At 47.2% G+C, this 15,472-nt stretch carries 11 protein-coding genes; 3 read left to right on the top strand and 8 right to left on the bottom strand.

Annotated elements, in window-relative coordinates:
• Entirely contained in the window at positions 1–462 is a 462-nt protein-coding gene (locus tag DWW91_RS12410; protein WP_010803696.1) for an N-acetyltransferase, read from the top strand.
• Here DWW91_RS12410 and DWW91_RS12405 read toward each other — a convergent pair.
• Positions 453–2,441, bottom strand: a complete 1,989-nt coding sequence (locus DWW91_RS12405; protein WP_007653182.1) for a glycoside hydrolase family 97 protein — start codon at positions 2,439–2,441, stop codon at positions 453–455. The two genes, DWW91_RS12410 and DWW91_RS12405, sit on opposite strands and share 10 nt — an antisense overlap.
• A 123-nt stretch (positions 2,442–2,564) precedes the next feature.
• Between DWW91_RS12405 and DWW91_RS12400 the strand changes: the two genes are divergently transcribed.
• Positions 2,565–4,295, top strand: a complete 1,731-nt coding sequence (locus tag DWW91_RS12400) for an SGNH/GDSL hydrolase family protein (RefSeq protein ID WP_122327908.1) — start codon at positions 2,565–2,567, stop codon at positions 4,293–4,295.
• Here DWW91_RS12400 and DWW91_RS12395 read toward each other — a convergent pair.
• The 4 genes from DWW91_RS12395 to tsaD all read right to left on the bottom strand — a co-directional run bounded on the left by DWW91_RS12395 (position 4,272) and on the right by tsaD (position 8,463).
• Positions 4,272–5,636 carry an MATE family efflux transporter gene (locus DWW91_RS12395; protein WP_122327907.1) on the bottom strand — a complete coding sequence of 455 codons (1,365 nt, stop codon included), beginning with the start codon at positions 5,634–5,636 and terminating at the stop codon, positions 4,272–4,274. The genes DWW91_RS12400 and DWW91_RS12395 overlap by 24 nt on opposite strands.
• An 88-nt stretch (positions 5,637–5,724) precedes the next feature.
• Positions 5,725–6,279: a Crp/Fnr family transcriptional regulator gene (locus DWW91_RS12390; protein WP_007653179.1), complete on the bottom strand. Its 555-nt coding sequence runs from the start codon at positions 6,277–6,279 to the stop codon at positions 5,725–5,727.
• Positions 6,272–6,763 carry a CinA family protein gene (locus DWW91_RS12385; RefSeq protein WP_010803699.1) on the bottom strand — a complete coding sequence of 164 codons (492 nt, stop codon included), beginning with the start codon at positions 6,761–6,763 and terminating at the stop codon, positions 6,272–6,274. Before DWW91_RS12385 ends, DWW91_RS12390 begins: the two co-directional genes overlap by 8 nt.
• A 680-nt stretch (positions 6,764–7,443) precedes the next feature.
• Positions 7,444–8,463 carry a tRNA (adenosine(37)-N6)-threonylcarbamoyltransferase complex transferase subunit TsaD gene (tsaD, locus tag DWW91_RS12380; protein WP_010803700.1) on the bottom strand — a complete coding sequence of 340 codons (1,020 nt, stop codon included), beginning with the start codon at positions 8,461–8,463 and terminating at the stop codon, positions 7,444–7,446.
• A 143-nt stretch (positions 8,464–8,606) separates the two neighbouring features.
• Here tsaD and DWW91_RS12375 point away from each other — a divergent pair, with 143 nt between their 5' ends.
• On the top strand, positions 8,607–13,076 hold the full coding sequence (locus tag DWW91_RS12375; protein WP_199722577.1) for a translocation/assembly module TamB domain-containing protein: 4,470 nt from the start codon (positions 8,607–8,609) through the stop codon (positions 13,074–13,076).
• Here DWW91_RS12375 and DWW91_RS12370 read toward each other — a convergent pair.
• From DWW91_RS12370 to mtgA, 3 genes are read right to left on the bottom strand one after another with little or no spacing between them, the layout of a single operon-like run.
• Positions 13,039–13,974 carry a tRNA-dihydrouridine synthase gene (locus DWW91_RS12370; RefSeq protein WP_122327906.1) on the bottom strand — a complete coding sequence of 312 codons (936 nt, stop codon included), beginning with the start codon at positions 13,972–13,974 and terminating at the stop codon, positions 13,039–13,041. The two genes, DWW91_RS12375 and DWW91_RS12370, sit on opposite strands and share 38 nt — an antisense overlap.
• A complete protein-coding gene (gene lipB / locus DWW91_RS12365; RefSeq protein ID WP_122327905.1) occupies positions 13,974–14,639 on the bottom strand; it encodes a lipoyl(octanoyl) transferase LipB in 666 nt (221 codons plus the stop codon). Before lipB ends, DWW91_RS12370 begins: the two co-directional genes overlap by 1 nt.
• Positions 14,585–15,379, bottom strand: a complete 795-nt coding sequence (gene mtgA, locus DWW91_RS12360) for a monofunctional biosynthetic peptidoglycan transglycosylase (RefSeq protein WP_010803704.1) — start codon at positions 15,377–15,379, stop codon at positions 14,585–14,587. The genes lipB and mtgA overlap by 55 nt, the downstream gene beginning before the upstream one ends.
• Between the last annotated feature and the right edge of the window lie 93 nt (positions 15,380–15,472).

Below are 15,472 nucleotides of genomic sequence, written 5' to 3'. Positions count from 1 at the left end.
ATGGAACAGGAGATTATAACCAGGCAGGCAACCCGGGCAGACCTGGACGGGATTATGAGAATAGAGACATCCTGTTTCGGTCCGGACAGCTTTTCCAAAAAACAATTCGTCTATCTGATCACAAAAGCCAAAGGAATGTTTTATGTCGTTGAATACCAAGAGAGAATAGTCGCTTACGTTTCTCTCTTGCAAAACGATCATACCCCTAATCTGCGCATCTATTCTTTAGCCGTACATCCCGGTTTCAGAAAGCAGAAGTTAGGGCAACACCTGATAGACAAAACGATCGAATTTGCCAGACAGCATAATCATCCAAAGATTACGCTCGAAGTAAACGTATCAAACCCGGCAGCGCTCCGTCTTTACCAAAAAAACAAATTCGAACCGGTCCGCACAATAAACAATTATTATGCGGACGGTTCGAACGCTTATTCCATGCACCTGGAAGTCGGTTATTTATAGATCTTTGCAGCATATCCGCCGCCCGGAGCCATTTTGATCTTCAGCTTACGGTCGGCGGGAACCGGGATGATTTCTTTTTTATAATCGCAGGCGGCACGGTCGGCATTGATACCGTCTTTGAAAAGTTCCAGTTTGTAATCGCCGTCACCCAGGAAAGAAAGATCCAGTTCCATCTCGCGCGGCTCCCAATTGGTCAGGGCACCCAGATACCAGATATCATCGTGCTGGCGGGCCATAGCAATATATTCGGATACTTTTGCATCGAGCACCTGTGTTTCGTTCCAAACGGTCGGGATGTTTGCGATAAATTCGGTACATTCTTTTTCACGCATATAATTGGTCGGATTATCGCAAAGCATATTCAGAGGCGATTCGAAAATCACATAAGTAGCCAGCTGGCGGCAACGGGTACCCTGGCTCATCGGTTCGGAGTTGACCGGACGATAGTTGGCACGGGTTGCATTCCGCATGGCACCCTGTGTATAATCTACCGGACCGGCAACCATACGAATGAACGGGAATGTTACGTCGTAAGTAACCATATCGTAAGAGGCAGGCGACCATTTCAACTGTTCCAAACCATTCACCCCTTCATAATTGATCACGTTCGGATAAGTACGCTGCAAACCGGTCGGTTTACATATGCCGTGAAAATCGACCAACATCTTATATCTGGCACAAGTTTCTGCCGAGCGGTACAAGAAATTAATAAGTTCCTGATCGTCACGGTCCATAAAGTCAACCTTGAAACCTTTGACACCCATATCCGCATAATGCTTCACAACATTCTCCATATCACGGTCGAAAGCATAAAAACCTGCCCACAAAATAATATCCACATTCTTCGATTTGGCGTACGATACGATGGTTGGAAGATCGATTTCCGGGATGACTTTCAACAAATCTGCTTCCAGGTTAACAGCCCAACCCTCATCCAGAATTACATATTCGATGCCATGTTCGGAAGCGAAGTCGATATAATATTTATAAGTATCGTTATTGATACCGGCACGGAAGTCCACTCCGTAAATGTTCCAATCGTTCCACCAGTCCCAGGCAACCTTACCCGGTTTGATCCAGGAAACATCACTTACACGGGAAGGAGAAGCCAGGCGATACACCATATCGCAATCGACCAGCTGCTTGTCATTTTCAGAAACGACAAACACACGCCACGGGAACGAACGGTTTCCTTTCGTTTTAGCTATAAAATCTTCACGTTCCTTGACCAGCATCTGAAGGCGGTTATGTCCCCCCTGCTGTTTTACCTTCGGATAAGGGGCATGCACAGATTTCAGAGAGGGTTTATCTGTTGCATTGTTCAGGAACATACCCGGATAGTCTTCCAAATCGGCTTCGGTGATACATAGTTTCTTTCCATTGCCCAGATCCACCAGATAAGGGAGGATCATCAAACGTTTGTCGTTCAGTTTGGTGATAGCTTCATTCACATAAGGTTGCTCAAACGAGTTGGAGAACTGTTCTTCGAATGTCGGCTTCGTACTGTTTACATAAGCAGAAAATGTCTTATGGTCTGTCGAGAAGTTGTAGGTTGCCGCTTCGTCTGCAACGACAATCTCCCCTTTCTTACGGGTAATGAAACGATAAGCCAGTCCATCGTTATATAAGCGGAAGGCGATACTGTAATCTCCACGGAAAGAAATCGTCATTTCATTATAGATATCGCTTACTTCCGCCTTCTTATAGAAAGGAGAAGGAATCACTTTGTCTACCGACCCTTTGGTTACTTTCGATACTTTCGGTTTTGCTCCCAAAACTTCTCCATTCTGTAAAGTCATGGAGATTGCGGATGGGGCCAGGACCTCTGTTCCGTCATGAGTCAGGGAAAATTCTACATTATCACCTACGGTAACTACCGTTTGCAGTTTTCTGTCCGGCGATTGTAACTGATAACTCTTCTGAGCCATCAACGACATGCTTCCGGCCAGAAGGAATACGAGCAGTGCTTGTACTTTCATGGTATTTTTACTTTTTGTTTAACAGTGGCAAATATACATGAATAAATAAAAATAGAATTCCTGAAATTGTTTTATCTTTGTCAATATCGTATCAAAAAGTAACATAAACACATAATAACGACCATGAAAAGACTCTTTTGCCTACTATTTTTCTGTATGGCATGCCTTTCTGCCGGGGCACAATGGAAATGGCAGAATCCGATGGATGCAGGTTTTCCTGTAGTACAAAACCAGGGCTGGCCTGATGAAATAGGTTACAAATATGTCCGCCTGCCTGACCGGGCAGAGAAGGAAATAAGACCCGCCGTATGGAACCTCTCCCGCAACTCGGCCGGGTTAGCGATCCACTTTTATAGTAATGCCCCACAGATCACCGTCCGCTACAAAGTGAGTGGCGGATTGAATATGCCGCACATGCAAAGTACCGGTGTATCCGGCGTCGACCTGTACAGTATCGACAGCGACGGGAAATGGGGCTTTTGCTTCGGAAACTATTCTTTCGGAGATACCATTACATACAGTTACAGAAATTTAGGTCAGGACAGCTATCATAACCGTGGATTTGAATACCGTCTTTACTTACCTTTATATAATACGGTAGAATGGATGGAGATCGGCACTCCCGAAGACAGCGAACTGACCTTTATCCCGCAATCGCCGGAAAAGCCGGTCGTACTCTATGGAACCTCCATCGCACAAGGAGCCTGTTCCTCCCGTCCGGCTATGGCCTGGGCCAATATCCTGCAACGTTCGCTGGGCTATCCGCTTATCAACCTGGGATTTTCCGGAAACGGGAAACTGGAAAAGGAAGTGCTGAACTACATCATAGAGCAGGATGCACGTATATATATCCTGGATTGCCTGCCTAACCTGACACCAAATACCGAACAGGAAGTTACAAACCTGGTCGTTGCCGCCGTAAAACAAATCAGGGCGACCCGCAACGCTCCCATCCTGCTTGTCGAACACGCCGGATACAGCAATGCACCGACCGACAAGGGACAATATGAACTATATACCCGCCTCAACAGAGGTTCACAAAAAGGCTTCGAAATACTACAATCGGAAGGAGTGAAAGACCTCTACTACCTGACACACGACGAGCTCGATTACTCGCCGGATGCCTGGGTTGATTACGTACACCCCTCCGACCTGGGTGCACAGGCTCAGGCAACAGCCGTAGAAAAGAAAGTACGTGAAATACTCCGTATCCCGGAAGGTAACCGCCCAACCTGCCAGCCGGTAACCCAACGCCGCGAACCGAACAATTACGAATGGCAAAAACGCCATCGCGAAATAATAAGCCATATCAAACAGCACCCTCCCAAAGCCGTTATCATAGGCAATTCGATTACGCATTTCTGGGGAGGCGAACCTGCCGGCCCATTAAACAGAGGTCCGGAAAGCTGGAAGAAATACATGGCAGCCGCCGGTTTCCAGAACCTGGGATATGGTTACGACCGCATCGAAAACGCACTCTGGCGTATCTACCACGATGAACTGGACGGTTACGAAGCAAAGAAGGTCGTCCTGATGATCGGAACAAACAACATGGGTTCCAGTACGGACGAAGACATTGTAGAAGGTCTACGATTCCTTATCATAGCCGTTCGTAACCGCCAGCCGAAAGCAACGATCCAGGTAATGGGTATCCTTCCCCGTCGCGAACATGAGGACTGGGTGAAAAACATCAACCGGAATATCCGGACGATGGCCGAGGAGGAAAACTGCCTGTTCGGCGATGCAGGGCCAGCCTTGCTCCTTCCCAACGGAAAGATAGACGAATCCCTCTTCTCCGACGGATTGCATCCGAATGAAAAAGGATACCGGTTAATTGCTCCGATTATTAAATAACGACCTACGTACCAGCCAGAAAGAAACGGACAAGGTACATATCTCAGCGATCGGTACATCATACCAGATGGCATCGATACCGAACACGGCAGGGAGGACAAGTATGCCGATTCCCACAAATACGAGTCCTCTCAAAGCTGAGATAATAATAGATATCTTAGCATTCCCTATCGCCGTAAAATAACTGGAAGCCAATATATTCAACCCGCACAACAAGAAGGCGAAACAGTAAATCGAAACACCCCTCGAAGCAATCTCAAAAGCCTCGCTCCCATGATCCTTAAAAAAGAGTCCGATCACCTGCTCGCCAAACAGCAACAACAGCAAAAACAAACCGATCCCGATCAGCGAATTCGTCCGCGCCGCCAATTTCAGGATAGATTTGATACGTTCCTGTTGTCTGGCCCCGTAATTATACCCGATAATAGGAATGATCCCATCCGATATGCCAAGGAATACGGTCGTTCCGATAAACAATATATAATTGATTGCCGTAAATGCAGCCACCCCACTCTCTCCCAGATACCTCATCATGGTAATATTGAAAAGAAATACCGTAATCGCCACCGACAACTCCGACATACCTTCGGACGAACCGTTATAGAAAGCATTCCACACCAGCCGCCGGTCATAGCGTCCACGCTGCACGGCAACCACTTCATGACGTGAAAACAGACGGGGCACATTGAAACAGGCTCCCATCGTAAAAGCAATACCGGTAGCCAGTCCGGCTCCCATAACGCCCCACCCCAGAACGGCAACAAACACGAGGTCCAGAACAATATTCAGAACCACAGTCATCCCCATAACAGAAGTCGCATACAACGGATGCCCCATCGCCTTGATTATGTAGTCGCCGAAAAATATCGCACACAGCAGCGGGAAGAAAGGAACGAGTGCCCGTATATAATGTACCGCATCGGGTAACAACACTTCGTTCGCCCCCAAAAAAGAAGCAATCTTTCCTGCTGACAGAAAAATAACCAGGCTCACCACCACGGACATCCCCAGCAAAAACACGAATACCGAGCGCAAAGCGTTATTAGCCTCCTGCTTATCCCCTCTTCCGAGGCTGATACTGACGAGGGTTTGCCCCCCGATACCCATCACGATTGCAAATGCCGAAATCAGACTGTAACACGGCAAAACCAGATTCACACTGGCAAGCGCATTGGCTCCTACAAAACGTCCCAACACAATCCCGTCGATCACGGATTGTATACCCAGGAACAACAATCCCGCAACACCGGGAAGTGCATACTTCATAAATAAGCGGGGAATCTCACCTGTCAACAATAATTTCTCCCTTTCCAGGCGGAAGAGAGCTTTGTCTTTATTCATAAATCAACTCACTTTTGGTTTCCGGCTGCAAAGGTAGGGAGGTCTTTTCAGAGAAAAATTACCATAGGATAATTTCGGTCTGCTCTTTTTATTTAGAAGAAGAACGAATACGGCTCAACGATTGAGGAGTGATCTGGAGATAAGAAGCGATATGCTTGAGAGGCACTCGCTGGAAAAGTTCGGGATTGCTGCGCAACAAGGCTTCGTATTGCTCGCGGGCATCACTCCAACTATCATTAATAAAATAATTTTCATATTCCCGGAGGTAATAATCAAGCAGTTTGAGTCCCCAGACAGCTATGTCGTGCGACTGCTCGAAAAGCTCTTCCAGTCTGCGGGCAGGGATACGGAGCAAGTCCGAATCCTCCACCATCTCGATATTATAAGCGGCAATATCCCGGTAGACGAAATTTATCATTTCGCCATCCGAAGCGAACCATAACGTGATGTCTTTCGTTTCCCTTTCGACATAAGAACGGATCAATCCCTTCCTGACGAACCACACGAACGGGTCACGGTCGCCCTCCCTGATAAGAAGATCGCCCTTCGGGAAAGAAACCTCGTCCATCTCATCGATCAGAAGCCGGATGGCTTCGTCCGACATCGGATAGATCAATCGCTGTTGTTCTATGAATTTATCCATCGGACTTCTGTAAAAGTTCCAGTAACATTGTCAAAGCGGTATCGGCTGCCGACTGTATGTTTTCGGCCCGCACCGTACCGAAATGATAACAATGTGAAACGACCTGTTCCTTCAAAGCGGCAGCGATCCAGACCGTTCCTACCGGTTTTTCGGGACTTCCCCCGCCCGGTCCGGCAACTCCCGACGTCGCCACCGAGCAATCGCATCCCAACGTACGGATAGCTCCCTGCGCCATCTGTTCCACCACTTCACGGCTCACGGCACCATGAAGACGCAAACTGTCTTCCGAAACTCCGAGCACATTATGTTTCACCTCGTTGCTATAAGAAACAACGCCCCCGACAAAATAATCGGAACTACCAGCCACCAGGGTAACCATATTGGCAATACGTCCGCCCGTACAGCTTTCCGCCGTACCCATTAACAATCCTTTCGAACGGAGAAGTCCGCCAAGTTGTTCGCTGAGCGAATTATTATTATTCATATCGTTTTATTATCAGGTTTAAATGTTTTAATAATTATCAGATTTAAACTAATTAATTGTCTTAGCTTGTCCTGAAAGGACTAATTGTGAATAGCCCCCTCAATATAAGAGGTTTTCACGGAATATACTATCATACTGTCATTACGACATGTAAATAACTATATAGCAATCATTTAAACTATGACAGTACGTCTTTTATACTATCATTTACCTATCATGCAACCATCATTTTAACTCTATTTTAACCAACGGACAGTCTTTTTAAGACTGATAAAGACGTTTGTTACAACCGCCTACGGCATCTTATAATTCGTCAGATTACTTCCTTTTTATCCCAAAACTATGACTTAATTTCACTCGAACACAGACTTTTTGTTGCCGGGATGCCCGTTTCACCCCTTTTTACACCCCCATCTCGACGATGCCTACACCCGGGTGTCAAAGGTTTCAAGACCCGGGTGTCGAGCAACTTTTGTCACTATCTGCTTGTCTTTTAGCCATATACTTAGTGAAAACAGCATACTGTCTGTCCCATTTTTTAAGTAGGAAATGATAGTAGTATGATAGATAAATGATCGTTGAAAACAGCTACTATCATACTATAACAAACATGTATACAACTACTTATATCGAAATATGATAGTATGATAGTATATTTCTTCCAACCTTTGTATTCTTCTTTAAATAACAACCCTAGAGAAAGGAACTGCATCCATCGGGCAGAAATCCTTATCGAGGTATTTATAATAACCTGTAATGGCGACCATCGCTGCGTTGTCTGTTGTAAACGCAAACTTCGGGATATGTACCTTCCAACCATACCGCTTGGCATGATCCAGGAAAGCATCACGCAAACCGGAGTTTGCCGATACACCTCCGGCCACTGCTACCTCTTTTATATTCAGGCCTTTCGCTGCTTTACGCAACTTATTCATCAGGATATCAACCACTGTAGACTGTAAGGAAGCACAGAGGTCTTGTTTGTTCTTTTCGATAAAATCGGGATCTTCCTGCAACCGATCCCTCAACGTATAAAGGAAAGAGGTTTTCAACCCGCTGAAACTGTAATCGTACCCCGGAATATGCGGTTTACTGAAAGCGAAGGCTTTCGGATTTCCTTCGTTGGCCAGACGGTTCACCACCGGACCGCCGGGATAACCCAATCCCATCACCTTGGCACATTTGTCGAAGGCTTCGCCGGCCGCGTCGTCTATTGTCTGGCCTATCACCTCCATATCGTTATATGCGTTCACCTTGATGATTTGCGAATTGCCACCCGACACCAGCAAGCAAAGGAAAGGGAAAGAAGGCGCATGATCGTCTTCCGGCGTTTCCTTGATGAAATGGGCAAGCACATGGGCCTGCAAATGGTTGATCTCGATCATCGGAATATCCAGAGAGGCGGCAAATCCTTTGGCAAAAGAGGTCCCGACGAGCAAGGAACCCATCAGTCCCGGTCCTCGTGTGAAAGCGACGGCGCTCAGTTCCGATTTATCGATACCGGCCCGTTTGATGGCTTCGGCAACCACCGGGATAATATTCTGCTGATGTGCCCGCGAAGCCAGTTCGGGAACGACACCGCCATAAGCCTCGTGAACGGCCTGGCTGGCTATCACGTTCGACAGCATCACGCCGTCGCGTATTACAGAAGAGGAAGTATCATCACAGGATGATTCTATCCCCAATATTGTTACACTCATACTCTTCTCTCGTTTTTTTGTGCAAATTTAATGAAATCTATCGCGATATTGTTGTAGATTTGCGTTTAAAATATAGTAAAGATATCAGAGGACTAAAATACATAATCATTACCCTACTTGTTTTGTTCTGGATATTCTATGCAATGCCTTTCATTTTATTGAAGATACCTTATATCCAATCTCAGGTTTCCGGCATTGCATCGACAGAATTATCCAGCCATCTCGGTGTGCCCGTAAAGATAGGAAATGTAAATATCGAGTGGTTCAACCGCGTGGTACTCGACAACTTATACCTGGAAGACGAGACAGGTAAGACCTTATTCGAGGCAAATCATGTGGCTGCCGGTTTCGAAGTCCTCCCATTGCTCAAAGGCAAATTCGTATTCTCTACGGTCCGGTTATTCGGCTTTTCGGTCAATCTCAATAAAAAGACTCCCGACAGTCCGCTGAACCTCCAGTTCGTTATCGACGCTTTCGCCAGCAAAGATACGATGAAGAAGAATCCGAATATCGACCTGCGCTTCAACTCCATCCTGATACGCCGCGGTAATTTTCGGTTTGATGTGGAGAGCGAGGCGCAAACGCCCGGTAAGTTCAACGCCAAACATGTGGACATCAAGAACCTGAGTGCCAAGATTTCCATGAAAGCGTTCAATAAGGACAGTCTCAACGCGAACATCAAAAAGATGAGTTTCGACGAGGCTTCCGGCTTTACGTTGAATAAACTCTCGATGAATATCATCGGCAACCGCGACAGCACATTTATCAATAACTTCGAAATCAAGTTGCCGGAAACCGATTTGAAAATCAGCAAGGCCAGGATAGACATGCGCGAAATCAGCAATGCTTCCGAGCTGCTGAACCATGCGCCGCTGGCACTGAACATATCTCCGTCGCAAATCTGCCTGAAAGACCTTTCGTCCTTCGTTCCGGCCTTTAGTAATTTCACCGAAACCATCGAACTTTCGGCCGAAGCCTCCGGAGCCATCAACAATATCAACCTGAAACAGTTGACATTACGATACAGCGACAAGATGCTGTTTATCGGAAAAATGGACCTAAAAGGAATCAACCACCCGGAAGACGCCTATATCTTCGGACAGGTGAACAAAATGTATATTACCACCGACGGACTGAGCGGACTGATAAACAATTTCAATAAAAAACCGGTCGTCCTGCCCGATCCGGTTATCCGGTTGGGTACGATCAACTTTACCGGAGAGATATCCGGCTTCTTCGATAACCTGGTGGCTTTCGGCAAGTTCTCTTCGGCTATCGGCTCCGTACAAACCGATATGATATTCGGTAGTGATAAAGAAAATAATATCGCAGCCTACCTGAAAGGACATGTTTCCACCTCCGGCCTGCTTCTGAACGAACTTTTCGACGAAGGCAACCCTTACGGTAACGCCAAGCTGAACATATCGGTCGATGCCAAACGGCATAAAAACAGCAGTTTCTTTGGTAATATCAAAGCAAATATCGACGAATTCGAATACAGGAAATACAAATACGAAGATATTCAGTTATCCGGAAATTTCAAGAAAAACAGCTTTGACGGGATGGTACAGGTAAACGATCCGAACGGTAAGTTGTATGCAGAGGGTATGTTCCGCCACGAAGGAAAGAACTCCATGTTCAACTTCACCGCCAATCTGGAGCATTTCCGCCCGGACAGCCTCCACCTGATCGATAAATACGAATCGCCGGATATCTCGTTATCCCTGAACGCCGACTTCACCGGCAACAATATAGATAACCTGGAGGGGAACATCACGATAGACAGTTTGTCCTTCATCACAGCACCCAGCAGCTTTTTCCTGAAAAAGTTTCAGGTAACGGCCTCCGGTCATTCGCTGGATCGCCATCTGACGATCTCGTCCGACATTCTGAACGGGGAAGTGACGGGTGCTTACTCGTTCAAAACGATCATCCCGAGTTTCATGAATACCTTCAAAGGATATATTCCGGCGCTTATCAATGCCACGCAGAAAAAGCAGAAAGTAGAAGAAAACAATTTCTCGCTGTTGCTGACTGTGGAAAACACGGAGAAGATATCCGAAACACTCAAATTGCCGGTAACAATAGTAAACCAGGCACGTATCACGGGACATTACAACAACCTGTATAACAAATTCCGCATCGAAGCCTTCCTCCCCAAGTTCAGACTGGGCAAATCCATGTTCGAATCCGGTTATCTGACATGCGACAACCCGCAGGAAAACATCAACCTGCTATTAAAAGCGATCAACTACAACCAGAAAGGACTTCGCAACTACCTCGATCTGAAAGTGGATGCCAAGGATAACCGGATCAATACGCTGATCGGATGGGCAAACAACAAGGAAAAAGAATTTCGTGCCGAACTTTCGGCTTCCGCCCTCTTTACGGAAGAGGAACAGGAGAAAAAGCCTGCCGTGCTACGAACCGATATTGCCGTGAAAGAGAGCCAGCTGGTGCTGAACGATTCTCTATGGATCATCCACCCGTCGGATATCAGAATAGCCGACGGTAAAATAGATATCCATAAATTCAGGGTAGGCAACGAAAAACAATCGTTGTTGCTGGACGGAAGCATCTCCAAAAATCCGGCAGATACCCTTTTAATGGATCTGAAACAGGTTGAACTCAGTTATATATTCGATATACTGAACATTCCGGTATTACAGTTTGCCGGGAAAGCAACGGGTACATTCAACATCTGCGACCTTTACGGAAGCCGCATGCTGAACACCGACCTTGAAATAAATGACTTTTCATTCAACCAGACTCCCCTTGGCCGGCTAAATCTGTTCAGCGAGTGGGACGATGCCCAAAAAGGTATCCTGATGCTGGGCAGCATCTATAAAAACGATACGACATGGACCGACGTAAGCGGCTATATCTTCCCGGTCGGACAAAATGCCGGACTCTCCCTGTTCTTCGATGCCAACGATATCAACCTGGGATTCCTCCATCCTTTTGTGGAAAAGGTGGCCAAAAACATGAAAGGACGGGGATTCGGAAACGTCCACCTGCACGGCCCGTTCAAAGCGCTGACCGTAGAGGGCGACGCATACGTGCTGGACGGCGGCCTGGGTATCGAATATACCAATACGTATTATACATTCTCCGACTCCATCTACATGGATGCCGGTTCCATAAATATGCGCGACCTGACAGTTCACGACGAGTTCGGCAATCCGGGTACCGTCAACATGAGCGTCTACCATAACCACTTCAAAGATGTCAGCTTCGACGTGAATGTCAAGACAAAGAATATGCTGGTATTCAACGCTACCCGCAAACTGAATCCACTGATCTACGGTACCGTTTTCGGTAGCGGTTCGGCCTCCATCAAAGGAAATGACAAGCTGATCAACTTCGATATCAATATGCGGAGCGATCCCAAGACGTCCATTACCCTCGACTTCATCAATAATACTACTGCTGCCGACTATGACTTTATCACTTTTGTGGATAAAAAACAATTGAAAGATCTGGCCAACGGTACATTATCGCGGGATTCCCTGAAGATTGTAAACAATGAAGAAGAGGAAGGGGCCGAAATGCGCATGAACTTCCTGCTCGATATCACCCCCGATGCCAAAATCGAACTGATTATGGACCCGATTGCCGGCGACAAAATAACCGGTAATTGCAGCGGAAGCATGCAGATAGAATACGGGACGAAAACAGACTTACGCATGTATGGCAACATGGGAATCGTCAGCGGTAACTATAATTTCAGCTTACAGCAGATTATCCATAAAGACTTTAAGATACGTGAAGGCAGTGCAATCGACTTCCGTGGCGATCCTTTCGACGCGACGATGCATATAAATGCTATTTATAACCTGACCGCCAACTTGCGTGATCTGGATGACGGACTTGCCAGGGAAAGTCCACGAACCAACGTCCCCGTCAACTGCGTGCTTAACCTGGATGGTATGTTGCGCAGTCCGGCAATCTCATTCGACCTGGAGCTGCCCGGCACCAACGAAGAGATAGAACGACAGATGAAGGCATTGGTCGATACCGAAGATATGATGACGCGCCAGATCATCTATCTGCTGGTATTGAATAAGTTCTACACACCCGACTATTCTCAGAATGCGTATCGTTCGAGCGAATTCAGCGCAGTAGCTTCTTCTGCCATCTCTTCCCAGATTTCAAGCATTCTGAACAGCCTGACCGACAAGGTACAGATCGGAACGAATATCCGTACCAGCGAAGACGGCATACAGGATACGGAAGTGGAAATGTTGCTTTCCAGCCAATTGCTCGACAACCGCCTGCTGTTCAACGGCAGTTTCGGATACAGGAACAATACGTATCAGCAAAAGAATGACTTTGTCGGTGAGTTCGACCTGGAATACAAGTTAACTCCCAGCGGAGAAATCCGCCTGAAAGCATACAATCATGCAAATGATATGTACAAATACCTCAACGGGGCGTTAACAACTCAGGGCGTAGGTGTCATGTTCAAGAAAGACTTCTCCCATCTCTCCGAGTTTTTCCGCCGGAGAAGGAAATTAGTACCGATTATCCCGCTTGCCCCAGCCGATACAATCGCACCGGCAAAGGCTGATTCAACTATTGTAACAGTTCCTTCACGGCCTGAAGATAAGTAGGCAGTTGGTTGCTTTTCAGTATCTTCTTCCGCAGACGTTTCTCCGCCTCCGGCAACAGGTAATCCCAAAGGGTTTTCATTTTGGCCAGTATCTGATGGTCGCCTCCTTCAAGCGCACTGCTATATTTTTCAAACAACAACGTGTGGAAATGTAGCAGTTTCGCTTTCTTTTCTTCATCCGTAAAACCATTGCCTACTACTGCATATTCCGCAGCCAGCCAGGGAGAGGATAACAAACCACGCCCCAACATCACACCCGCCAGACGGGGAAACCGGCAGAGAATCCGGTCTATATCTTCCAGGCTGTTCAAATCTCCGTTATAGAAAAGCGGATGCCTGCATGCCTCATAGAAACGGGCGAAACTATCTGTATCCACATTTCCTTTGTATTGTTGCGTACCTATCCGGGGATGCAAAGTAACATGAGCCAGCCGCAAGGAGTTCATTACCGGAAGCAAGGCAAAGACCTCATCCGGAGCATTCCAGCCCAACCGGAGTTTAACCGAAAAGTTCATCTCCGGGAACTCCCGGATCGTCTGTAACAAAGCCTCCGCCTCTTCAACAAAAGGAAGAATCCCCGCCCCCCGGTGCAAACGCGCCTGCATAGGGTAAGGACAACCCATATTGATATCCGCCTGCCGGTATCCCTTTTCCCGAAACAATGCTGCCAGACGGCGGAACTCATCGGGAGTAGCAGCAATCAGTTGGGGAATCACAGGTGTTTCCGAATTTCTGTCCGGAGCGATATCACGGATATCTTTGTTACGGAAACCGTCTTTCTCCACACGCACAAAAGGGGTGTAATAATTCTCCACCCCACCGAATATACGGTGGTGGACTTCCCGGTACACGGCATCGGTATATCCTTGCAAGGGAGCGAAATGTATTTTATAATCCATCAGGGAAACAGTTCTGAGAATAATGAATGAAGTTGTGTTTTAGCCAGTTCGAAGTCCTGCTTTCCACCTAATTCCTTTTCCAGCGAAGTGACACCTTTATCAGTGAAGCCACAAGGATTGATCAGGGAAAAATAGCTCAGGTCGGTATTGATGTTCAGCGCAAAACCGTGCATGGTGACGTACCGGCTGCTCTTCACCCCGATGGCACATATCTTACGGGCACGGCCTTTTACCAATGGGTCGATCCAGACACCGGTCGCTCCTTCCAACCGTTCCCCTTTTATCCCGTAGAGAGACAGGAAGCGCATAATGACCTCTTCCAGGGTATGGATATACTGCTTCAGCCCCAACTGCCAGTGTCCGAGGTCAAATATCGGATAGCCAGTGATCTGTCCAGGACCGTGATAGGTGATATCCCCTCCCCGGTTCGTATGGAAGAAGGAAATGCCCCGCTGTTTCAGCAGCTCGGCAGGGATCAGCAGGTTAGCGTCTTTCCCGCTCTTGCCGATCGTCAGCACGGGTTCATGTTCGCAGAAAAACAGTTTATTCTCTCCCTGTCCGCCCCAAACCTTAGCATGCAACAGTGTCTCAAACGCTTCCGTCTGAACCTTTAAAGCGTCGGCATAAGCGATACGTCCGAGGTCGTGAAAAGTGAAGCTCTCCATTTCTTTCTCTTTTTTATTTTACCATCTTTATTTTCTATCTCTCCGGCACCGTGGCCCATCTGTATCTTTATCAGCTTACCCATCAGGGAAAGGATCTGCCCCTGCCGTTTCAGCATATAGGGAGAAGGTTTGCCGGAATTGAATTTCCGCGGATTGGGTAGTGAAGCAGCTATCAACGCCGCCTCGCCCGCACTCAACCTGGCTGCCGGCTTCTTGAAATGAGCCTGTGCCACCGCCTCGGCCCCGTAGATACCATCCCCCATCTCTATGGAGTTGAGATAGACTTCCATGATCCGTTCTTTTCCCCATATCCATTCGATCAGCAGGGTGAAATAGGCTTCGATCCCTTTCCGGATATAGCTTTTAGCGGGGAGAAGGAATACGTTCTTGGCTGTCTGCTGTGAGATCGTGCTGGCACCACGGACACGTTTCCCTTTCTCGGCTTCGTCGCGGGCCTTCTGTATCTGCTCGATATCGAAGCCGTTATGGTCGAGGAACAGGTTGTCCTCCGAAGCGACCACCGCCTGCACCAACGGCTGGGCGATCTCCGACAATGGCACCCATGTATGATCGAGCTTAAAGGGTTTGCCGGCCTTATGCTGGTCATACAGACGTGTCAGCATCAAAGGCGTATAGTAAACGGGGATGAACTTATACACCACCACCGCCAGAATGCTGGATATGAACAGAAAGATAAGTATGTTCCTGCACCAGATCAATATCCGTTTTATAATAGGCATATCCGAAATCTTTTTAATCCGGACAAACTTACATAAAAATCCGGATTAATAAACCGTCCAATATAAACAAAAACCATTCCGTTAGTTCCATTC

The organism is Parabacteroides sp. AF17-3 (assembly GCF_003635445.1).
GTDB lineage: Bacteria > Bacteroidota > Bacteroidia > Bacteroidales > Tannerellaceae > Parabacteroides > Parabacteroides goldsteinii.
The sequence above is the reverse complement of the archived record's forward strand: the minus strand, read 5'-3'. Positions and strand labels throughout refer to the sequence as shown.

Coding starts and splice junctions, on each gene's coding strand:
- DWW91_RS12410 (WP_010803696.1), top strand. CDS start 1: ATGGAACAGGAGATTATAACCAGGCAGGCAACCCGGGCAGACCTGGAC.
- DWW91_RS12405 (WP_007653182.1), bottom strand. CDS start 2,441: ATGAAAGTACAAGCACTGCTCGTATTCCTTCTGGCCGGAAGCATGTCG.
- DWW91_RS12400 (WP_122327908.1), top strand. CDS start 2,565: ATGAAAAGACTCTTTTGCCTACTATTTTTCTGTATGGCATGCCTTTCT.
- DWW91_RS12395 (WP_122327907.1), bottom strand. CDS start 5,636: ATGAATAAAGACAAAGCTCTCTTCCGCCTGGAAAGGGAGAAATTATTG.
- DWW91_RS12390 (WP_007653179.1), bottom strand. CDS start 6,279: ATGGATAAATTCATAGAACAACAGCGATTGATCTATCCGATGTCGGAC.
- DWW91_RS12385 (WP_010803699.1), bottom strand. CDS start 6,763: ATGAATAATAATAATTCGCTCAGCGAACAACTTGGCGGACTTCTCCGT.
- tsaD (WP_010803700.1), bottom strand. CDS start 8,463: ATGAGTGTAACAATATTGGGGATAGAATCATCCTGTGATGATACTTCC.
- DWW91_RS12375 (WP_199722577.1), top strand. CDS start 8,607: ATGCCTTTCATTTTATTGAAGATACCTTATATCCAATCTCAGGTTTCC.
- DWW91_RS12370 (WP_122327906.1), bottom strand. CDS start 13,974: ATGGATTATAAAATACATTTCGCTCCCTTGCAAGGATATACCGATGCC.
- lipB (WP_122327905.1), bottom strand. CDS start 14,639: ATGGAGAGCTTCACTTTTCACGACCTCGGACGTATCGCTTATGCCGAC.
- mtgA (WP_010803704.1), bottom strand. CDS start 15,379: ATGCCTATTATAAAACGGATATTGATCTGGTGCAGGAACATACTTATC.